The organism is uncultured Ellagibacter sp. (genome assembly GCF_934643285.1).
Classification (GTDB): Bacteria; Actinomycetota; Coriobacteriia; order Coriobacteriales; family Eggerthellaceae; genus Ellagibacter.
Window position 1 is genome coordinate 163,626 of sequence record NZ_CAKUBT010000002.1, and the last position, 19,230, is coordinate 182,855.

The 19,230-nt window shown below is 59.8% G+C and carries 20 protein-coding genes and 3 tRNA genes; 16 read left to right on the forward strand and 7 right to left on the reverse strand.

The genetic code is table 11. The annotated features are described in order from the left end of the window. Nucleotides 1-93: 93 nt before the first annotated feature. Nucleotides 94-2,190 (reverse strand): MFS transporter, encoded by a 2,097-nt coding sequence (locus Q0I65_RS02145; protein ID WP_296059240.1) that lies wholly within the window; start codon nt 2,188-2,190, stop codon nt 94-96. Between the two features lie 99 nt (nt 2,191-2,289). Continuing rightward, complete coding sequence (locus tag Q0I65_RS02150) at nt 2,290-2,724, reverse strand: MarR family transcriptional regulator (protein WP_296059242.1); 435 nt, start codon at nt 2,722-2,724, stop codon at nt 2,290-2,292. Nucleotides 2,725-3,176: 452 nt separating this feature from the next. Here Q0I65_RS02150 and Q0I65_RS02155 point away from each other — a divergent pair, with 452 nt between their 5' ends. After that, nucleotides 3,177-4,589 (forward strand): amino acid carrier protein, encoded by a 1,413-nt coding sequence (locus Q0I65_RS02155; protein ID WP_296059561.1) that lies wholly within the window; start codon nt 3,177-3,179, stop codon nt 4,587-4,589. Between the two features lie 130 nt (nt 4,590-4,719). On the opposite strand, the gene arsS is transcribed toward Q0I65_RS02155, so the two are convergent. Together arsS and Q0I65_RS02165 are read right to left on the reverse strand one after the other, a co-directional pair. Continuing rightward, complete coding sequence (gene arsS / locus Q0I65_RS02160; protein WP_296059244.1) at nt 4,720-5,706, reverse strand: arsenosugar biosynthesis radical SAM (seleno)protein ArsS; 987 nt, start codon at nt 5,704-5,706, stop codon at nt 4,720-4,722. Between the two features lie 78 nt (nt 5,707-5,784). Continuing rightward, complete coding sequence (locus Q0I65_RS02165) at nt 5,785-6,123, reverse strand: arsenosugar biosynthesis-associated peroxidase-like protein (RefSeq protein ID WP_276995450.1); 339 nt, start codon at nt 6,121-6,123, stop codon at nt 5,785-5,787. 217 nt (nt 6,124-6,340) lie between these two features. On the opposite strand from Q0I65_RS02165, the gene galE reads away from it, so the two are divergent. Beyond that, the gene (gene galE, locus Q0I65_RS02170) at nt 6,341-7,474 is read left to right on the forward strand and encodes a UDP-glucose 4-epimerase GalE (protein ID WP_296059250.1); all 1,134 of its coding nucleotides are present in this window, start codon (nt 6,341-6,343) and stop codon (nt 7,472-7,474) included. A 120-nt stretch (nt 7,475-7,594) separates the two neighbouring features. Here galE and Q0I65_RS02175 read toward each other — a convergent pair whose 3' ends face one another. The 3 genes from Q0I65_RS02175 to Q0I65_RS02185 all read right to left on the reverse strand — a co-directional run bounded on the left by Q0I65_RS02175 (nt 7,595) and on the right by Q0I65_RS02185 (nt 9,017). After that, nucleotides 7,595-8,260 carry an HAD family hydrolase gene (locus Q0I65_RS02175; RefSeq protein WP_296059252.1) on the reverse strand — a complete coding sequence of 222 codons (666 nt, stop codon included), beginning with the start codon at nt 8,258-8,260 and terminating at the stop codon, nt 7,595-7,597. A gap of 114 nt (nt 8,261-8,374) precedes the next feature. Then, a tRNA-Gly gene (locus Q0I65_RS02180) sits at nt 8,375-8,449 on the reverse strand. Nucleotides 8,450-8,642: 193 nt separating this feature from the next. After that, a complete protein-coding gene (locus tag Q0I65_RS02185; protein WP_296059255.1) occupies nt 8,643-9,017 on the reverse strand; it encodes a helix-turn-helix domain-containing protein in 375 nt (124 codons plus the stop codon). 143 nt (nt 9,018-9,160) lie between these two features. Between Q0I65_RS02185 and Q0I65_RS02190 the strand changes: the two genes are divergently transcribed. The 14 genes from Q0I65_RS02190 to rpsR all read left to right on the forward strand — a co-directional run bounded on the left by Q0I65_RS02190 (nt 9,161) and on the right by rpsR (nt 19,220). Beyond that, complete coding sequence (locus tag Q0I65_RS02190) at nt 9,161-9,934, forward strand: nuclear transport factor 2 family protein (protein ID WP_296059257.1); 774 nt, start codon at nt 9,161-9,163, stop codon at nt 9,932-9,934. A 75-nt stretch (nt 9,935-10,009) separates the two neighbouring features. Further along, nucleotides 10,010-10,786, forward strand: a complete 777-nt coding sequence (locus tag Q0I65_RS02195; protein WP_296059260.1) for a 4Fe-4S binding protein — start codon at nt 10,010-10,012, stop codon at nt 10,784-10,786. 21 nt (nt 10,787-10,807) lie between these two features. Continuing rightward, nucleotides 10,808-11,731 (forward strand): Sir2 silent information regulator family NAD-dependent deacetylase, encoded by a 924-nt coding sequence (locus Q0I65_RS02200; RefSeq protein ID WP_296059262.1) that lies wholly within the window; start codon nt 10,808-10,810, stop codon nt 11,729-11,731. 383 nt (nt 11,732-12,114) lie between these two features. Continuing rightward, nucleotides 12,115-13,200, forward strand: a complete 1,086-nt coding sequence (locus Q0I65_RS02205) for a Fic family protein (RefSeq protein ID WP_296059264.1) — start codon at nt 12,115-12,117, stop codon at nt 13,198-13,200. A gap of 210 nt (nt 13,201-13,410) precedes the next feature. Then, a complete protein-coding gene (locus Q0I65_RS02210; protein WP_296059267.1) occupies nt 13,411-13,815 on the forward strand; it encodes a YkgJ family cysteine cluster protein in 405 nt (134 codons plus the stop codon). 100 nt (nt 13,816-13,915) lie between these two features. Then, nucleotides 13,916-14,380: a 5-(carboxyamino)imidazole ribonucleotide mutase gene (purE, locus tag Q0I65_RS02215; RefSeq protein WP_296059271.1), complete on the forward strand. Its 465-nt coding sequence runs from the start codon at nt 13,916-13,918 to the stop codon at nt 14,378-14,380. 178 nt (nt 14,381-14,558) lie between these two features. Continuing rightward, on the forward strand, nt 14,559-15,737 hold the full coding sequence (locus Q0I65_RS02220) for a SurA N-terminal domain-containing protein (protein ID WP_296059273.1): 1,179 nt from the start codon (nt 14,559-14,561) through the stop codon (nt 15,735-15,737). 5 nt (nt 15,738-15,742) lie between these two features. Further along, entirely contained in the window at nt 15,743-16,573 is an 831-nt protein-coding gene (locus Q0I65_RS02225; protein WP_296059276.1) for an ATP-binding cassette domain-containing protein, read from the forward strand. A gap of 134 nt (nt 16,574-16,707) precedes the next feature. Beyond that, nucleotides 16,708-16,799, forward strand: a tRNA-Ser gene (locus tag Q0I65_RS02230). Nucleotides 16,800-16,860: 61 nt separating this feature from the next. Then, nucleotides 16,861-16,953: transfer RNA gene (locus tag Q0I65_RS02235), tRNA-Ser, on the forward strand. Nucleotides 16,954-17,256: 303 nt separating this feature from the next. Further along, on the forward strand, nt 17,257-17,796 hold the full coding sequence (locus tag Q0I65_RS02240; protein ID WP_296059279.1) for a hypothetical protein: 540 nt from the start codon (nt 17,257-17,259) through the stop codon (nt 17,794-17,796). A 301-nt stretch (nt 17,797-18,097) separates the two neighbouring features. Then, nucleotides 18,098-18,391, forward strand: coding sequence for a 30S ribosomal protein S6 (rpsF, locus tag Q0I65_RS02245; RefSeq protein ID WP_296059282.1), 294 nt, complete (start codon nt 18,098-18,100; stop codon nt 18,389-18,391). Nucleotides 18,392-18,444: 53 nt separating this feature from the next. Further along, the gene (gene ssb, locus Q0I65_RS02250; RefSeq protein WP_296059285.1) at nt 18,445-18,939 is read left to right on the forward strand and encodes a single-stranded DNA-binding protein; all 495 of its coding nucleotides are present in this window, start codon (nt 18,445-18,447) and stop codon (nt 18,937-18,939) included. Between the two features lie 11 nt (nt 18,940-18,950). Further along, nucleotides 18,951-19,220, forward strand: coding sequence for a 30S ribosomal protein S18 (rpsR, locus tag Q0I65_RS02255; RefSeq protein WP_158049124.1), 270 nt, complete (start codon nt 18,951-18,953; stop codon nt 19,218-19,220). The last annotated feature ends 10 nt before the right edge of the window (nt 19,221-19,230 follow it).

Consider the following 19,230-nt stretch of genomic DNA (forward strand, 5'->3'; position numbering starts at 1 on the left):
GTCTTTTGTCGTTTGGGCGGAGCGCCCTGGCGGCGCCGAACAACACGCCCTGGCGATGTGGCTGGGGCGGCGGGGCCCCTCGGTGCGGGTCGTTTACTTCTCAGACTGCGCGAGCCTCTTCTTGTCCTTATAGGGAACGAGCAGCACAAGCCCCACGATCGAGCAGGCGGCAACGAAAAGCGACATGCCCTTGAAGCCGCTGTTCATCGTTTGCTGGTAGGCCTCCTGAATCTCCGCGGCGTCGTTGTCGACCTCGGTCAGGTAATTCTCCTTCGCCTCGTCGAGCATGGTGGGCACGGCGTCTCGCGCTTCCTCCATCTGCGACACGACGGTCTGCAGCTCGTCGCGTTGGGCGGCCATGGCGGCTGCCGCAGGTGCTGGCGCACGGCTCATCTGGGCATTCATGCTGTCCAGGCCTTCCTGCATCGAGGCTATGCCCTTATCGAACCCGCCTTGGATGTTGCCCTCGATCGTTGGCTTCATGGCGTCGAACATCTCGCTCGAGAGCGCCTTGCATGCGGAAACCACTGTGGTGACGTCGGAGTTCTTCAGCTGCTCGAGCGTCTCGTCGCTCATCTCGAAGCTTCCGTCTCCGCTCGCGCTGTCCATGCCTACGTCGATGGTGCGATAGTCCTCGAGTGACGGGATGTCGACGCCCTCGAGCATTTTCGCGCCATTCTCGGTCTCGCGAAGGCTCGCAAGCTCGCTGTCGAGCTCGGCGGCGTGGGGCAGTTCGGAGACGCTCACCTCACTCGGCATCGCATCCATGAGGTTGCCCTGCAGGTAGGCGCTCGCGTGCACGATGAACGCGACCATGATGGCGGGCGCGATCGCGGTGCCGATGGAGCGGACGAGGGACAGCGCGGCCAGCGCCGAGTTCGATTCCTTCTCGTCGGTGTTCTCCAGCATCATGTAGTTGAGCGGCGTGCCCATGGTGAAGCCGAGGCCGAGGCCGGTGATAATCATGGTGGCGCACACGGTGAGGAGGCTTGGCCAGGTGCAGGCCACAAACGCCATGAAAACCGAGCCGATCGCCACGCCGATGAAGCCCATCGCGAGCACCGGTTTCACGCCGTGTTTGTCGATGAGCTTGCCCGACATCATAGCGCCAACGCCGCTGCCTACGCCGAGCAGCGCGATGAAGTAGCCGCCCGATCCCGATTTCATCATCATGGCGTTCTCGCAGAACTGCGGGAAGAAGATAGTGCCCATCATGGCGATGCCTGAAATCACCGCGCATAGAAACGCGATGACGATGTTCGCGTTGGTGAAGTATTTCAGGTTGAGAATCGGGTCGGCGGCGCGGCGCTCGCGCAGCACGAACAGCGGCAGGAGCACCACGAACGCCACGAGGAACGGCCATACCTCGGTCGATGCGATCGACGTCACGAAATCGAAGAAGTCGATGTTCTTAAGCCCGTACATAAGGCTGAGCGTCATGAGCGTGAGGATGAGAATGCCCAGGCCATCGAGGGGTCCCGTCTTCTCGGCTTGTGCGTTCGGGAGACGCTTGACGCCGAGGATCAGCACGATGATGCAGATGGGGATGTTCACGTAGAAGATGAATTGCCACTGCGTCGCCCCGAACACCTCGAGGATCGCGCTGCCCACCGTCGGGCCCAGGATGGAGGCGAGGCCGTACACCATGCCTACGATGCCGAGCGCCATGCCGCGTTTTTCCTCGGGGAACGCGGTGCCGAATTCCGCCGTAGCGACCGGCATGATGCCGCCGCCGCCGAGCGCCTGGATGACGCGCGCGCCGATGAGGATCCAGAAGTTGCCCAGATCCTGCGCGACGCCACACAGCGCCGAGCCGATGCCGAAGAGCAGGATGCATAGCAGGTAGACGCCCTTGCGGCCATGACGGTCGGCGAGCTTGCCCATGATGGGAATTGACACGGCATAGGCGAGCGTGTAGATGGTGATGATCCATACGCCAAGGCTATCGTCAACGCTGAGCGTGTTCTGGATAACGGTACGCGCGGGGTTGACGATGCCCATGTCGAGCGCGCCCATGCACAGTCCGAGCAAATAGACTACGGCGACAAGCGCGTAGCCCTTTCCCTGGCTGCGGGCGGTGGGTACTGCTTTGGAGGGGGAATTGCCCGCTGGAGCTTGCGGTTCGATGTCCGATCCCTCATTGGGTTGAGCGGGCTCGATGTCCTGCTCTTTCGTTTTCCGGTGCATCATGGGTTTGGAGTCTTTCCTTTCTGATGATTGATGATGCGGTTGTGGGGAAAGCCGCGGGAGCGGTCGCGAGGCGGGCGCGGCGCGACCGTCGGGCGCTCGCTAGCGGCCGTCGGTCGCGGTGGGCGCGGCATCCACTGCCTGCAGATTGGCGGCCATGCGCGCTATGAGCTCGCAGGCGCTCGCTTTCTCCTCGGGGGTGAAGCCGTTAAAGAGCGTGCTGTCCAACTCGATGAACGATGCGCGCATCTCGTCGAAGACGCTTGTTGCCTCAGGCGTTGCGCACACGATCTTCTCGCGCTTGTTCATGCTGTTGACCTTGCGCGCTACCAGGCCTTTTGCCTCGAGCTTCGCGAGTGTCTTCGCGATGGCGCCGCGATCGATGCCGTGCTCGGCTGCAATCGACTCCTGGTTCGATTCGCCGTTTGCGAGAAGGCTCATCAGCACGAGTTGCTCGGGAAACCCGATGCCCCTGTGAGCCATGTTCCGCTCGGCGAAGGTACGCATCTTCCGCACAATGATGGAAATGTCCGACATATACAACGGTTACCTTCTTCCGATTATCTTATTGTTGCTACGACAACAGTTGCAACGGCAACAATAATGAACCTGACGAATGGTGTCAAGAGGCTGCCCCTAAACGTCGTATCGCGGCCTTTCGCGGGTTGGAAACCCTTATTTCTCACGGCCGAAATAATCTCGAAAAGTACTTCCCCTAACTTTTACCGTGCAATGTAAGTGAAAAACGCATGCGCTTGCGAGGCGGTTTGGCGACTTGGGCCCGGAATCCGACTCGAACTCCGACTCGGCCTCAGCCTTCTCGGCCTCCCTGGTACATGCGCTTTTCCCTGTAGAAAGGAGGAGCCGTGGAGGACTTCCTGACATCGTTCTTCGTCGCTCCGTTCACCGGGCTGGCAACGGGGATTGCGAGCGCGACAAGCCCCCTCGACGTCATCGATGCGATCGACGGTTTCGTATGGGGTCCGATCATGATCTTGCTGCTGCTGTTCACGCACATCTTCATGACCGTCCGCACGGGCTTCATTCAGAGAAAGCTCGGTACGGGCATCAAGATGTCGGTCACCAAGGACGATCCTTCCGATGCAAGCGGCGACATCACCCAATTCGGTGCGCTGACCACGGCTCTTGCCGCCACGATCGGCACCGGCAATATCGTCGGTGTGGGCACGGGCCTTCTGTTCGGCGGCCCGGGCGCCATCTTCTGGATGTGGATCACGGGCATCTTGGGCATCGCCACCAAGTACTCCGAGGTCTTCATCGGCGTGAAATACCGCGTGAAGGACCACTCCGGCAAGATGCTCGGCGGCGCCATGTACGCTCTCGAGCGTGGCTTCAAGAACAAGAAGCTTGGTCGCACTCTCGCTATCCTGTTCGCCCTGTTTGCGTCGCTGGCCGCCTTCGGCATCGGCGCTTCCACGCAGTCGAACTCGCTTGCCGACGCCCTCTACAACACCTCGCTCGTCGACGGTAAGGCCATCCCGCAGTGGCTTGTGGGCGCAGTCGTCGTGGTGCTTGTCGCCATCGTCATCTTGGGCGGCATCAAGTCTATCTCCAGGGTGTGCGAGAAGCTTGTCCCCATCATGGCGCTCTTCTATGTGGTGTGCTGCCTGATTATCATCGGTATCAACGGCCAGTACCTCGGCGAGGCGGTCCGTCAGATCATCGAAGGCGCGTTCACTCCCGCAGGCGCTGCCGGCGGTGCCGTCGGCTCGACGGTGACGCTTGCTTTGCAGTTCGGCTTTAAGCGCGGCATCTTCTCCAACGAGTCCGGCATGGGTTCCGCGCCGCTCGTCGCCGCTTCCGCCACCACGAAGAACCCCGCACGTCAGGCTCTTGTTTCCATGACGGGCACTTTCTGGGACACCGTCGTCGTGTGCCTTATTACCGGCCTCATGCTGATGACTACCCTCATTGCGAACCCGGAGCTTTCCACCGCCATCGCGGACGGCACCATCTCATCCGGCGCGGGCCTTGCGACCGCCGCCTTCGAGAAAATCCCTGTGTTCGGGCCGTTGGTGCTGCTGGTGGGCCTGCTCACCTTCACCTACTCCACCATCCTCGGCTGGAGCCAGTACGGTAACCGCGCGATCAGCTATCTGCTCGGCAAGAAGGCGGTTCTTCCGTACTACATCGTGTTCCTGCTGTTCGTGTTCTGGGGCTGCATGATGGTCGGCGACGCGTCGAACAGCGCCGCGGTCTCCAACTTGAGCTCCACGGTGTGGGATTTCGCCGACGTGATGAACGCGCTTATGGCCATCCCGAACTGCATCGCGGTGCTCGGCCTGTCCGCCGTCATCGCGCGCGAGACCAAGCACTACGTCTACGACGGCAATCTGGAGGAAGTCGACGACACCGAGATTCCGCAATACGACGAGAAGTAGCGGCTTGCGCGAATTGCATCCTTAGTTGAGGGGTGCAGGTATCAAAATGCCCTCGGTGGTGTGCGTTTTCGCAGGCCATCCGAGGGCTTTGTGTGGTTGAGTGGCGTAAGACCTACGCCGTCGAGCCGCCTCAACTCGACCCCGATCCCGCGCAGCAGGCGTAGCAGTGGTTGCCGAAGCGGATTTCGCGCTTCAAAGGAATCGACGGATCCGCCGCCACATCCGCGATGGTGAGGCCGTTTTTGCAGGGCATGCCGACCGCCTGGTTGAAGTCGCAGTCGTACAGGGTGCCGTCCCACGACACCGAAAGCTGCGTGCGGCACATCATCGCCGGGACGGTTTCCTCATTGAAAGCCCCGATCAGCGTGTTCATGTAGCGGTCCATGTTGTTCGTCTTGAGCAGCCGTTCGCCGAAGCGGCCGCCGGGTGCGTTGGTGATGGCGAACAGGTTGTCGAAGTCGATGTCGAAATCGGCCTTCAGCTTCGCCTTGTACTCTGCCTCGAGCGCTTCCTGCTCGGGCGGGAGAAACGCACCGAGCGGGTTGAACACGAGGTCGAGCTCGAGCTTTTTGCCGCCGGGTCCGGCGCCTTCGCCCTTCCCGTATCCGAGCGCGCACAGGCGCTGGAGCATCTCGATCGTCGGGTCGAAGGTGCCCGCGCCGCGCTGCTTCTCGGAGGTTTTCTTCACGTAATGGGGAAGCGAGGCGATGACGGTGATGCCCAGCTCGGCCCACAGGTCGGGGATGTGCTCGTAGCCGGGCTCCTTGCAGATGCTCAGGTTCGAGCGCGTCATCACGCTTGCGCCCGCGCCGACGGCCTCGCGTAAGAACCACTCGTAGTTCGGGTTCATCTCGGGAGCGCCGCCCGTGACGTCGATCGTCTTGAAACCGCGGTCACGGAAAACGGTAAGGCACTGCTCGAGCGTCTCGCGCGACATCTCTTCGGTGCGCGCGGGGCTCGATTCCACGTGGCAGTGCCTGCATGCCAGGTTGCACCTGAGCCCGATGTTTATCTGCAGCGTGTCGAGCGCGTCCTCGGTGAAACGATAGTCGCCTACGCGTTGCCAAAACGCTGGGTAGGCGGCGAGCGCCTCGTTCACCTCTTCGATGTATCCCATGATCCTCCTCTCGTCTTTCTCGTAAAGCGAGGGCCCGGCGCGCTTCGCGACCAGGCCCTCGAAGGATACGCGATGGGGCTACATCTCGAGGTTCTCTACGATTTTCTTCATCTGCACGCCATGGGCGAGCGCCGCGCCGCCGCGGATCGCATTGACCACGTGGAAGGCCTCGGTCATCTGCTCTTCGGTGACGCCCTTCTGCAGGCAGGAGTTCGTGTAGGCGTCGATGCAGTACGGGCACTGCACGGCGGCTGCCACGGCGAGCGCGATGATGGACTTCTCGCGGGCGGTCAGCGCGCCCTCCTCGAACACCTTGCCGTAGTACGCCATGAAAAGGTCCCACAGTTCAGGGGCGCCTTCGCCAATGCCGTCGGCGGAGAACTTTGCGAGATCTGCCGGGTCGTAATACGTTTCCATGGGGGCTCCTTTCGTTGGTCTACCCGCCGCGCATTGCGCAACTTGAAGATAGACATCTGCCACTAATAGAATGATGCCATTATAGCGATGAAGCACTCCTTTTCACGAGGCCTCCTCTTTTTTCGTTGCTGTTTTGCGATGTTGTTGGAGGGCATGCGCGCATCTTTGCGGTGCGGTATCATGACGAAAGCTTGGACCCTCCGAGAAAAGAGTGATTATGGCAAACAAATCTCTGGCGAAATCGCCAACCGAGCTTACCATCTTGGTTACCGGCGGCGCCGGGTTCATCGGCTCGCACACCTGCGTCGAGCTGCTTGCGAAAGGCTTCAACGTCGTCATCGTCGACGATTTGAGCAACTCGAGCGAAGTCGCCGTCGAACGCGTGCGCAAGATTGCTGGAGTCGGCGCTGATCGATGCGCGTTCCACGAGGCGAACGTGCTCGACCGCGACGCGATGGAAGCCATCTTCTCCGAGCATGACGTCGATGCGATCATCCACTTCGCCGGCTTCAAGGCGGTGGGGGAGAGCGTGCAGAAGCCGCTCGAGTACTACTGGAACAACATCGCGGGCACGCTCGTCCTGTGCGACCTTGCGCGCAACCACGGCGTGAAGAACATCGTGTTCTCATCGAGCGCCACGGTGTATGGCGAGCCGGAGTTCGTGCCCATCACCGAGGAGTGCCCGAAGCATTCCGCCACGAATCCCTATGGCCAGACGAAGACCATGCTCGAACAGGTGCTCACCGACCTTTACGTGGGCGACAACGAGTGGAACGTCGTGCTGCTGCGCTACTTCAACCCGATTGGCGCGCACGAGAGCGGCCTTATTGGTGAGGACCCGAAGGGAATCCCCAATAACCTGGTGCCCTATGTGGCGCAGGTCGCCGTCGGCAAGCTCGCTGCGGTCGGCGTGTTCGGCGACGACTATCCCACGCCGGACGGTACGGGCGTGCGCGACTACATCCACGTGGTCGACTTGGCGCGCGGGCATGTTGCCGCGCTCGACTGGATGGGCGGCAAGGTCGGTACGGGCGAGCCTTTCGGGCTCGGCTCTATCCAGGGCGAGGCTCAGGCCGATGGTTCGCGCCGAGGTGTGGGCATCTTCAACCTGGGAACCGGCAAGGGCTCGAGCGTTCTCGACGTGATCCATGCGTTCGAGCGTGCTTGCGGCAAGACGATCCCCTACGAGATCAAGCCTCGCCGTGCGGGCGATATCGCGACCAATTACGCTGCTTGCGACAAGGCGGAGCGAGAGCTGGGCTGGGTTGCGCAGTACGACCTCGACCGCATGTGCGCCGACAGTTGGCGCTGGCAGTCGATGAACCCCGACGGCTACGCGACGGAGGCGTAGACTTTCGAGAAAATATGGGGGCGGGCATTGAGTGCCCCTATATTGTTAGTATACGAAAAGGGAGCGGCTCCTCAACTGGGGAACCGCTCCCTTTGGTTTTGCCCTTGTTGTCTTGGGACTCTAGGATTCTGGTGCATATTCCAGCAGGTCGGAGAAGCTTTCGAGCATGATGTCCGATCCTGCGTCGCGCATTTCCTGCGCGGTGTGGTACCCCCACGAAACGCCGATGCCGCAGGCGCCGGCGCGATGAGCGACCAAGATGTCGTTCGGTGAGTCGCCCAGATAGGCGGTGCGTTCTGGCGTGCTGCCCAGCTCCTCGATGGTACGCAGCAGGCCCGCCGGGTTTGGCTTTCGGGGAATTTCCTCGCATTCGCCGTGTTCCACGTCGAAGAGACCGGGGAGGCATTGGGCGATAATCTTGTGCACGCCTCCGTCGAACTTGTTGGAGAGAACCCCCAGTTTGCAGCCCCGACGGCGCAGCTCGGCGAGCGTTTCGGGGACGTGCGGGTAGGGCGCGGTCAGGTGGTTGTCGTATTCCAGGTTGAAGCGCTTCCAGTATGCAACCGCCCGGTCGGCTATGTCTTTCGGGGTGTTCTCGGGCACCGCTTGGTACATGAGCGCGACGAGCCCGTTGCCCACGAAGCTCAAAACCTCGTCGTGCGTTCGCTCGGGAAATCCCTGTTCGCGAAGGGCCTCGTTGGTGACAACGACCAAATCGGGCAGCGTGTCCAGGATGGTGCCGTCGAGATCGAAGATGAAGGTGTCGAATGTTTTTTTGTCGCCCATGAATGAAGTCGCTCCTTCTCTTCCTTATAAGAGAGACCTGCTGCAATAGAAAAACCCGCCGCAGCGGGTTTTTCTAAAAGGCAACGCATGTGCTCCATTGCCGCTGGTTTTCAATGGAGCGGGTGACGGGACTCGAACCCGCGAATACGAGCTTGGGAAGCTCGGGCCTTACCACTTGGCGACACCCGCATCAGGTTACGAATTATACCCTAAGCGCTCGAAAAGGGGTAGAACGTTTTCGGACGGTTCCATATTCTGCGCGTTTCCCGCGCTGAAGGTTGATTCGCGTCCTCCATGAACCTCGAGACGAGCCTGCCGATGCAGCGGCGCTTGCTTCATTGGCAGGCATCTGGGTAAGCCAGGAGAAAAGAAAAGGAAGACATCACTTCGCTAAAGCCTGGTACGACTCCCCCCAAGCCCACATGGAATCCATGATGGGCCTCAAGCTTTGGCCCAGCTCCGTGAGAGAGTACTCGACGCGGGGTGGGACCTCCGCGTAGACCCTCCTTACGACGAGCCCCGCGTCCTCCATGCTGCGCAGGTTCGTGGTAAGGACCTTCTGGGAGACGCCCCCGACGCTGCGCTGGAGGGCCTTGAACCGCATCGAGCCATTCAGGAGCAAGTCCCGCATTATGAGCAACTTCCACTTGCTGCCGATCAGGGACACGCAGGTCTCCACTGGGCAGACGGGGAGGTCGCTTCTCTTGGGGAGCTCGTCATTGCGATACTCGGTATAGCTGATTCCGTCGTCGCTCATTGCATATCACCTGTTCATTTATGGTTACTTATAGGTACCTACAGCACTAAATAGTGCCTACTTTTCTATTTGCACCACAGATTTTACCATGAAGCCAAGCAAGCGGCGAGAAGGGCCGCAGAACCGCAAGGAAAGGAACGGAAATGAGCAACATCCAGAAAGCACTCGACCTCATCAGCACGTTCGCCACCGGAGACGCGGAGCTGGCGGCGAGCCTCCTCGACGAGGGCTACATCCAGCACAACCTCGCCTACGGCACGGGCCGCGACGCGTTCGTCGGGTCCGTGAAGTACTTGGCCTCCGCGCCCGCCGAGACGACGGTGAGAAACATCCGCGCGTTCGAAGACGGCGACAAGGTGTTCCTGCAGAGCATCTACAACTTCGCGGGGGCCGGCGAGCAGGTCGCCTTCGACATCTTCCGCTTCAACGGCCAGGGGCTCATCGCCGAGCACTGGGACAACCTCGCCAATGTCGCCGGGCCGAACCCCTCCGGCCGCACGCAGACCGACGGCACCACCGAGGTCTCCGAGCTCGACAAGACAGAGGAGAACCGAGCCCTCATCGAGGCGTTCCTCGAAGACGTCATGCAGGGGAAGCGCCCCGAGAAGACCCCGGAGTACTTCGCGGGCGACGCCTACCTCCAGCACAACACCGGAATCGCCGACGGCCTCTCTGGTCTGGGGGCCGCGCTCGAGGCGCTTGCCGCGGACGGCATCCAGATGATCTACGATAGGACCCACCAGGTTCTCGCGCAGGGCAACTTCGTTCTGGGCGTGAGCGAGGGCACCTTTGGCGGCAAGCCCACGTCGTACTGCGACCTCTGGCGCGTGGAGGACGGCAAGGTCGCGGAGCACTGGGACGTCATGGAGACTATCGCCGACCCGGCCGACTGGCAGAACGAAAACGGCAAGTTCTAGCACCGCAACAGAACAGGACAAATGCCGCGGCGCCCTCTGCAGGAGGCGTCGCGGCCGATTGTGAGGAGGCAGGAGATGGGCCGGGAGAGGGCATGGCACGGGCAAGGAGCGCGAGGCGATTTCGGCCTGGCGGCATCCGATCGCATCCCCGTTGCCGGCGCCGAGCAGATAGACGCTAGGTACTGCCTGCGCTTCCTGAGGCACATCAGGGACTGCTCGTTCGCGACGGTCGACGCCGAGGGGCTTCCCGCCGTCCGCGTGATAGATGTGATGCACGTCGAGGATGGAAGGCTCTTCTTCCTTGCGCCCCGCGGCAAAGAGTTTTACAGGGAGATCCTGCGCAACCCCGTCGTCGCCATCGTCGGGCAGACGACGGACTTCAGGACGTGCAGGCTGCGGGGGCGGGCGGTCCGCGCCGCCGACGGGGAGCAGAAAGCGCTCGTCGACCGGATGTTCGAGCTGAACCCCTCTATGGACCAGTTGTACCCCGCTGAGTCCCGCTACGCCTGCGAGGTCTTCTACATCGAGGACGGGAGCGGCGAGTACTTCGACCTCGGCCAGAAGCCCATCGTGAGGGTGCCGTTCGCCATAGGCCGCGCCTCTTTGGACGTGAAAGGCGTGTTCGAGGTCTCGGAAGGGTGCGAGGGCTGCGGTGTGTGTGCCGCCGTCTGCCCGCAAGGCTGCGTTGCGTGCGTCGAAGACGGGACGTTCAGGATTGACCAGGGAGCATGCTTGCGTTGCGGGCTGTGCGAAGAGGCGTGCCCGCACGGCGCGATATTTCGGTCCGCAGGGTGCGCGGATGGCTGGACGAGAGAGAATCGGGCATCCGCGTGGTGTTCGACGTCTTCCTAGAATCGGACGAGAGGATCTACCGTGACATTCTTTTCATCTAACTTGTTCGCCGGCGGCGGGTATGCGCGCGCCAAGCGGAACGCGGCCCTCGTGCGCGGGGCCGACGCGACGGCGGAAGAAGCGGCAGAGGCGATGAGGCGGGAACTCGACGAGTGCGACGCCGTCCTGGTAGGCGCAGGCGCCGGGCTCTCCGCCGCGGCGGGTTTCTCCTATTCCGGCAAGCGCTTCGACGAGAACTTTGCGGACTTCCGCGACCGGTTCGGGATAACCGACATGTACTCGGGCGGGTTCCATCCCTTTCCCGATCTGGAGACCTACTGGGCGTGGTGGAGCCGAGCCATCCTGCTCAACCGCTACGAGGCGGGGGCTGGCAAACCCTATCTCAACCTCCTGCGCATCCTCGAAGGGCGAGACTGCTTCGTCCTCACCACCAACGTCGACCACCAGTTCCAGCTGGCGGGGTTCGACAAGGCGCGGCTGTTCTACACGCAGGGGGACTACGGCCTGTTCCAGTGCGCCCGCAACTGCTCCGGCGAGACGTACGACAACGAACGGCAGGTCCGCGAGATGGCGGGCAGCCAGAAAGACCAGCGGGTGCCGAGCGAGCTCGTTCCCCGTTGCCCACACTGCGGGGCGCCTATGGTCCCCAACCTGCGTGTCGACGGAACTTTCTGCGAGGACCGCGGATGGCACGAGGCGGCTTCCCGCTACCGCGCGTTCTGCGAGGCACACTCCGGCGATCGTGTCCTGTATTTGGAGCTGGGCGTCGGGGACAACACGCCCGTCATCATCAAATACCCCTTCTGGAACGCCGTGGGTCGGAACGGCCATGCGACGTACGCCTGCGTGAACATAGGAGGGGCGTGCGCTCCGACTACCATTGCGGGCAGGAGCATCCTCGTGGATGACGATATAGCCACATTTATCCAAAACGTTTTAGCCTGATGCGGTTGGAAAGCGCGGAACTGGACTGGAGCTTCCAGTGTTTCTTCCGTTTCCCAAATCCTTCCCACTGAAGGCAATTGAATAGAGAAAAGTCATATGACGTGGGATTATTTGGAAAAGAAGTTTGGAAAGGAAGCTGGCGGAACGTGCCAGCAAAAACAATGGGAAGTTCGGGCCTTGCCACTTGGCGACACCCGCATCAAATTTCGGGTTATACCCTAAGCACTCGAAAAAAGAAGAACGTTTTCAGAAGGTTCCATATTCTGCGCGTTTCACGCGTTTGAGGTGGAGGGCATAACAAGAGCTCCGTCGACGGCAGCAAGTCACAATAGCCTATTGCTATCCTAGCCATCAATTGAGTATCATAGTCAAATATAGAGTAAATGGCTAAAATAATTGTTATCAGGAGTATTGTGGCGCAGTTCAACTATAGCAAGATATTGTCCCAGCTCATGATTCCCGAGGCAGTAGCTGCCTTGGGGAACGTGCGCGAGCATCGGGGGAAGCAATCTCTCTACATGGCGACCAAGCCAGATGTTCTCGATAAGCTATGCGAAGTGGCGAAGATTCAGAGTACGGGCGCATCCAATCGGATAGAAAATATATCGACCACCGACAGACGCCTGCGTGAGCTCATGGAACAGAAAGTCGAACCGAGGAACCGTGACGAGCGAGAGATAGCTGGGTACCGATATGTGCTCGACGTTATCCACGAAAGTCACGACGATATCCCCGTGACTCCAGGTGTCATACTTCAGTTTCATAGAGACCTTTATCGATACCTTGACGCCTCTTTTGCCGGCAGGTGGAAAGATTCCGACAACACGATAGCGGAGCGGCTCCCAACGGGCGAACTCGTAACCAGGTTCGTGCCGACGCCCGCCGCTGCTACGCCCGCTGCCATTCAGGAAATTTGCGATTCATACGCGCATGAAATCAAAAGGGGGGTATATGATCCTCTGTTGGTGAGCCTTGTGTTCGTTTTCGACTTCGTGAGCATCCACCCGTTTAACGACGGCAACGGGAGGATGAGCAGGCTCATAACTCTGCTGTTGCTTTACCGTAACAACTACACTGTCGGAAAATATATTTCCATTGAAGCGGAGATTGAAAAAACGAAGGAAACGTATTACGAGGCTCTTAAGGCGAGTTCCGTCGGGTGGAGCGAAGGCAGCGGAGATTATGCGCCATTCGTAACTTATATGCTTGGAGTGATTGGCGCCTGTTACGCTGAGCTCGATGCGAGATTCTCCTTGCTTTCGTCGGGCGGGTCGAATGAGGACGCGCTGAGGGAGTACTTCGATTCCCTCGTCGCAAGCGTGAGTAAGCGCGAAATCACTGATGCTAACCCCTCCATGAGCCTGAGGACAGTGGAGCGTATATTGCAGAAACTGCAAGCTGAGGGTTACATAGAGAAGGTCGGCGCAGCAAGATCGACTCGATACAGGAGAATTCATCAGGGACATTAATTTGATCTGAATCGCATACTCCCTCAGTTTCTGGCCACCCTTCCTCTTCCCTTCGCGCTTCTTACAACCTCGCGGCTCCCGGCGGGGCGCTTCCCCGCGCTTCCAGGCCGCTTGTCGATGTTGCGACAACGAAATACTTGCACGGCGCAACGAGCGCTATCATCGAACAAAAGACGAGTCCCATTCGTGAGTTCCATCAGAAGGCAAGCCATGAAAATCACCCCGAACGACGAGCCGTTGCGCTTCGACGGCGATAATAGTTACCCCGATTGCACTTGTTGCGGACAGTGCTGCGGGTTGAACGTGCTGGCCATCACACCCAAAGAGCTCGACGCCATGCACGAGTGCATCGAACGCAAGCACGTGCGCCCGATCGACCGCAAAGGCGAGCGCTGCCCGCTGCAGTCCCCTGAAGGCGGCTGCATGATCTGGGAGGCGCGCCCGCAGGTATGTCGCCTGTTCAACTGCCATGTTCCGCGCATTGAAATCCTCAAGCAGAACCCTTCGATCGTCGTTCCCGAGGACATTCCCTTGCTCGATTTGACGGAGGAGTTCGTGCGCGGGCGCTCCGGCTACGAGGCCATAGCCCGCTTGATGCGCGCGGCCGCGAGCTAGCTTTGCGCAGACTCCGCGTTATCGCCCCCTCCTTCGCGATCGATTGCGCGCCGCGCGTATACTGAAAAGGCAAATAAGCGGACGCGTGAAAGGTCTTGACATGGCAGACAAAAAGCCCGTTGTGGGCATTATCATGGGCAGCAAATCCGACATGCCGGCGATGGAGCCGTGCATGCAGCAGCTCGACGAATTCGGCATCTCCTATGAGGTGAAAGTGGCGAGTGCCCATCGAAAGCCGCTTGAAGTGCATGAATGGGCGTCCACGGCACACGAGCGCGGCATCAAGGTGATCATCGCGGCGGCGGGCAAGGCCGCGCACCTCGGCGGCGTCGTTGCAGCCTACACGCCCGACCCCGTCATCGCCGTGCCTATGAAGACGAGCGATCTGGGCGGCCTCGACTCCCTTCTCTCCATGGTGCAGATGCCCTCCGGCGTGCCGGTTGCCTGCGTCGCCATCAACGGCGCAAAGAACGCTGCCATCCTCGCCGTGCAGATGCTCGGCACCAATTGCGATGGCTGCCGCCAGAAAATCATCGACTTCAAGGCGGCCATGGTCGAGGCGTAGCGCTTCACGTCCCGCACGGCGTTCTGTGAAACATAAGTGGGCAAATTGTGCGACCTTATGTTTCCAAATATTCCTATGCGAAAATACTTCGCGGCATTACATCTCGTGCGGAATCGACGTCTCATGTGCGGCTTTGCGTCGCCGCTGCCGCACGTTTTCATGTAAAGGGAAGGGTTTCATGAAAGCTTCTACAATCGCTAAGGCCGTTTGCGCGGTGAGCCTGTCCGCCTTGTGTGTGGTCAGCATCACGGCGTGCTCGGGCAATTCCACGTCGGGATCGAAGGGTGTTGGAGGCGTGGCGGCGACCGTCAACGGTGCCGAAATCCAAGAGGAAGAGGTTACTGCCTCCGTCGAGAGCATCCGCTCCCAGATGTCTTTGACCGACGAGGACGCGTGGGGCGAGTGGATGGTCAAATACGACTACACCCCCGAGAAGGTGCGCGAGGAGGTCATCGATTCCCTCGTGACCAAGCAGCTGATCATCCAGGGCGCCGAGGAAAAGGGCGTCACGGTGAGCGATGACGAGGTGCAGTCCTACGTCGACCAGATGAAGCAGAACTACGCGAGCGACGACAAGTGGAATGAGGCGCTCCAGGCGGTCGGAATGACCGAGGACGAGTACAAAAGCAACATCAAGACCTCTCTTCTGCAGCAGGGCCTCATGAAGTCCTTCGAGGGCGACGATCCTTCCGACGAGGACGTTCTCTCCTATGCCCAGACTTACGTTTCCAGCTTCGACGGCGCGAAGCGTTCCTCCCATATCCTCTTCGACGCCGACGATGCGGAAACTGCGCAGAGCGTGCTCGACCAGATCAACGCCGGAACGCTTGATTTCGCCGAGGCTGCCAAGACCTATTCCAAGGACAGCTCGGGCCAAAACGGCGGTGATGTGGGTTGGGATAAGCTCAACTCGTTTGTGAACGAATACACCGCAGGCCTCGCCGATCTTTCGAAGGGCCAGGTAAGCGGCCTTGTCACGAGCAGCTACGGCATCCATATTATCAAGTGCACCGACGAGTTCCACGCTCCTGATGAGCTGACGAGTCTCGATCAGCTGCCCTCCGAGTTCGTCGAGCAGTTCAGAGGCTCGCTCAAGTCCTCGAACCAGTCGAAGGTCTATCAGCAGTGGCTCTCCGATGCCAAGGAAAACGCCGATATCGAAATCAAGGACATGCCGAGCGGCCTGCCCTACGACCTCGATATGTCGAAGTATCAAAGCGATGATTCCTCCGACAGCTCCTCCACCGATGGGAGCAGTAGCTCCGCCGACAACGAGGTAAGCGCAACCGACGATTCCTCCGTCTCGAGCGATACTGCTTCGGACAGCGGTGATTCCGAGACCAAGAAGGCAGCATAAACCACATGGCTGACAGTCAGTTCGAGGGAGGGCGCGAAGCGGATTCGCGCCCTCCCTTTCTTTGCTTGAACAACGCGATCGTGAAACGGTCGGGCAGAACCATCTTGCACGTCGGCTCCTTCGAGCTTGCCGAGGGGGAGAGCATGGCGCTGCTCGGCCCGAATGGCGCCGGCAAATCGACCTTCATCAAGCTGATCACGCGTGAGATTCTCCCGCTTTACCAGGACGAGCCGCCAGTGCTTTTCCGCGGGAACGCCCGGGCGACGCTTGAGGACGTGAAGAAGAGCCTCGGCATCGTGTCATCGACGATGCAGGACCAGATCACGGTGCACATGCCTGCCATCGAGGTGGTTGCGGGCGGCCTGTACGGTTCGCTCGGCGTGCCGAAGCGGGTGAACGCGAGCGAGGACGACTATGCGCGTTGCAGGAAAACGATGGCGACGCTCGGCGTCGAGTCGATCGCAGACCGCGATGTGATGACGCTGTCCACGGGGCAGGCGAGACGCGTGTTGTTCGCGCGCGCTCTCGTTCACGATCCCGACGTCGTTGTGCTCGACGAGCCGTGCACGGGGCTCGATCCGCAGGGGATGCACTACGTGCGCCGCTCCATGCGCGCGATTGCGCAGTCCGGTCGTGCGATTCTGCTGGTCACCCACTATGCCGAGGATATCATTCCCGAAATCGAGCGGCTGCTCTTGATCAAGGACGGGTCGGTGCACGCGGACGGGTCGAAAGAGGAGCTTCTGTGCGACGAGGCCATGTCTTCGCTGTTCGATGTTCCGATGAGCGTTGCCGAGGTGACACCTGGCCATTACTCGCTGACAAGCGAGTACTAAACGCGAATGCCCTGGTAGAGTGCGCGTTTTCGCTTTGAGCCGCCGCAGTGGGCGGGTTTGCGAGTTTTTGAAAAATATCCTTGTGGACAGACAGGGTCTTATGTATAATACTTAGCTGCTGCAATTGGCAAAACGGAGAGATGTCCGAGCTGGCCGAAGGAGCACGATTGGAAATCGTGTATGCCCCAAAAGGGTATCTGGGGTTCGAATCCCCATCTCTCCGCCAGAAAAAGTAACGCGCTTCGGCGCGTTTCACATATCAGGGGCATAAGCCCCACACCCCATGCGGAGGGGTGGCAGAGTGGTTGAATGCGGCGGTCTCGAAAACCGTTTTGCCCGCAACCCGGGTAACGAGGGTTCGAATCCCTCCTCCTCCGCCACGAAATTATGAGCCCTCGCAATCGCGGGGGCTTTTCATATCCCGGGGGCTCCCCGGGGATTCGAACCGATGAGGTGGAATTCCGTTAAGAAAACGTGCCAGTGACACGTTTTTAGGAATTCGCCCGACCGAGCTTGCGAGGGAGGGGTGCGGGTTCGCGAAGCGGGCGCGCGAATCCCTCCTCCTCCGCCACGAAATTATGAGCCCTCGCAATCGCGGGGGCTTTTTCTGTGCTCCCCTCCCCAAAGCGAATACGGTGGACTACACTGTGACAATCGATTATCGAAAGCAAAGGAGCGACCTTATGGCCGATCGTACTGTTGAAAACTCATCTGAGGAAGTCCCCGAGATTCCGGAGATGCTCGAAAACGTGCTCCTGTTCGCGCTCGACGAGGCGAAGGAGAAGATGGAAGAGGGAGCCGAACTCGTTCCGTTCACGACGCTCGTCGTCAAGGAAAACCTGTTCATCGAGTCGCATCCGGGCGATTCCTCCGAGGAATGCTACAACCTCGCGCAGCATACGGTGGAAGGCGCGCGCGGCGCGGACGCGTATGCGTTCTGCTACGACGGCTACGTCGAGACCGACGATGGCACGAAGGACGTTATCATCGCGGAAGGCGGCGTGCCGGGCGCAGAGGACGGCTATGCGGTTGGCTACCTTTATACCGTCGATGACGAGGGCGGCTACACTTTCGAGGACGAGGCGGCCTACATCGGTGAGGCCCCGAACTTTATGGCGAAACTCAAGAGCGGGGTCGACTACGGCGAGGACGAAATCGACGAGAAGTATCTGACGGAAGTCGACGAGGATCCTTCGACAGGAATCGACGCCGACGGAGAATAAATCCTCCTCTTAGATTGAATATCTGCGAGAGCCTCGCGCAAATGCACGGGGCTTTCGTTTTCGTTTTGGGAGAACTCGCATCGAAATTCGGGAAGGTATCGGGAAGGTTTCTGCCAGGTATGCATGCTAGGATGCCCCAAAACGAGCTCGGCGGCTCGAGAAGATGTGTGGTTCAGGTGATGGGAGACAGCTTTAGTCTACCCGAAGCAGGAAGCCTACGTTAATATAGTCAGGCTATATCCTGCTCTGGGTGAATGCCTTCACCAGACCCAGAGCCGTAAAGTCCAAAGGAGGTGAGCTGATGAAGGCTTACGAACTGCTGTTTTTTGTCGCCCCGACCATTTCCGACGAAGATCGCATTGCCGTCATGAAGCGAATCGAGACCACGATCGCTGAGGGCGCAGGCAAGGTTGACAACGTCGACGAGTGGGGCAAGCGCAAACTTGCTTATGAGATCAATGGTCTGACCGACGGTGATTACACTCTCGTCAATTTCCACGCTGATCCTCAGAACGTTGCCGAGCTCGATCGCGTTCTGCGCATCAACGATGCTGTGGTCCGCCACATGATCGTGAAGCGCGAAGACCGCGACTAACTGGAGCTTAATGGGCGCCTTTGGCGTCCGGCACATGGGAAGAGGCAAGAATTATGAGCATCAACAGAGTTATCATCAGCGGTAATTTGACTCGCGACCCTGAGCTTCGCAGCACTGCGGGCGGTACTTCCGTTCTCGGTTTTGGCGTGGCGGTCAACGACCGTCGCAAGAATCAGCAGACCGGCGAGTGGGAGGACTACCCCAACTTCATCGATTGCACCATGTTCGGCGCTCGCGCCGATGCCTTGAACAAGTACTTGTCCAAGGGTACGAAGGTCACGATCGAGGGTAAGCTGCGCTGGAGCCAGTGGGAACGCGACGGGCAGAAGCGCTCCAAGATCGAAGTGATCGTGGACGAGCTTGAGTTCATGTCGAGCCGCAACAGTGATGCACAGTATTCTTCCGGTCAAAGCTATGGGCAACAAGGCGGCTATCAGCCTGCACCTCAGGCGAGCTACCAATCTGCTCCGCAGGCGAGCTACCAGCCCCAGCCGGCACCGACGATCGATGCCTCTTCTTCCGTCTACGATGAAGACATCCCGTTCTAAGGAAGAGTAAGTTGAAGAAAACGTCAGATTACGCGAAGCAGCCGCGTCGCAAGTTCTGCCAGTTCTGCAAGGACGATGTTGAGTACATCGACTACAAGGACACGCAGATGCTGCGCAAATATGTGACCGACCGCGGAAAGATCAAGCCGCGCCGCGTGACGGGTGCCTGCACCCAGCATCAGCGTGACATCGCGAACGCCGTGAAGCGCGCTCGCGAAATGGCTTTGATGCCCTACGCGGTTCCCGCCGTGAGCGGCCGTGGCGACCGCCGCAACCGCTAGGCGAAGGAGG

Excerpts from the sequence above, each read along its gene's own strand:
- rpsF (WP_296059282.1), top strand. The coding sequence starts at position 18,098 with ATGAAGGCTTACGAACTGCTGTTTTTTGTCGCCCCGACCATTTCCGAC.
- Q0I65_RS02225 (WP_296059276.1), top strand. The coding sequence starts at position 15,743 with ATGGCTGACAGTCAGTTCGAGGGAGGGCGCGAAGCGGATTCGCGCCCT.
- Q0I65_RS02195 (WP_296059260.1), top strand. The coding sequence starts at position 10,010 with ATGGGCCGGGAGAGGGCATGGCACGGGCAAGGAGCGCGAGGCGATTTC.
- arsS (WP_296059244.1), bottom strand. The coding sequence starts at position 5,706 with ATGGGATACATCGAAGAGGTGAACGAGGCGCTCGCCGCCTACCCAGCG.
- Q0I65_RS02165 (WP_276995450.1), bottom strand. The coding sequence starts at position 6,123 with ATGGAAACGTATTACGACCCGGCAGATCTCGCAAAGTTCTCCGCCGAC.
- Q0I65_RS02240 (WP_296059279.1), top strand. The coding sequence starts at position 17,257 with ATGGCCGATCGTACTGTTGAAAACTCATCTGAGGAAGTCCCCGAGATT.
- Q0I65_RS02220 (WP_296059273.1), top strand. The coding sequence starts at position 14,559 with ATGAAAGCTTCTACAATCGCTAAGGCCGTTTGCGCGGTGAGCCTGTCC.
- Q0I65_RS02150 (WP_296059242.1), bottom strand. The coding sequence starts at position 2,724 with ATGTCGGACATTTCCATCATTGTGCGGAAGATGCGTACCTTCGCCGAG.
- galE (WP_296059250.1), top strand. The coding sequence starts at position 6,341 with ATGGCAAACAAATCTCTGGCGAAATCGCCAACCGAGCTTACCATCTTG.
- Q0I65_RS02185 (WP_296059255.1), bottom strand. The coding sequence starts at position 9,017 with ATGAGCGACGACGGAATCAGCTATACCGAGTATCGCAATGACGAGCTC.
- purE (WP_296059271.1), top strand. The coding sequence starts at position 13,916 with ATGGCAGACAAAAAGCCCGTTGTGGGCATTATCATGGGCAGCAAATCC.
- Q0I65_RS02175 (WP_296059252.1), bottom strand. The coding sequence starts at position 8,260 with ATGGGCGACAAAAAAACATTCGACACCTTCATCTTCGATCTCGACGGC.
- Q0I65_RS02210 (WP_296059267.1), top strand. The coding sequence starts at position 13,411 with ATGAAAATCACCCCGAACGACGAGCCGTTGCGCTTCGACGGCGATAAT.
- Q0I65_RS02155 (WP_296059561.1), top strand. The coding sequence starts at position 3,177 with ATGATCTTGCTGCTGCTGTTCACGCACATCTTCATGACCGTCCGCACG.
- Q0I65_RS02190 (WP_296059257.1), top strand. The coding sequence starts at position 9,161 with ATGAGCAACATCCAGAAAGCACTCGACCTCATCAGCACGTTCGCCACC.
- Q0I65_RS02205 (WP_296059264.1), top strand. The coding sequence starts at position 12,115 with ATGGCTAAAATAATTGTTATCAGGAGTATTGTGGCGCAGTTCAACTAT.
- ssb (WP_296059285.1), top strand. The coding sequence starts at position 18,445 with ATGAGCATCAACAGAGTTATCATCAGCGGTAATTTGACTCGCGACCCT.
- Q0I65_RS02145 (WP_296059240.1), bottom strand. The coding sequence starts at position 2,190 with ATGATGCACCGGAAAACGAAAGAGCAGGACATCGAGCCCGCTCAACCC.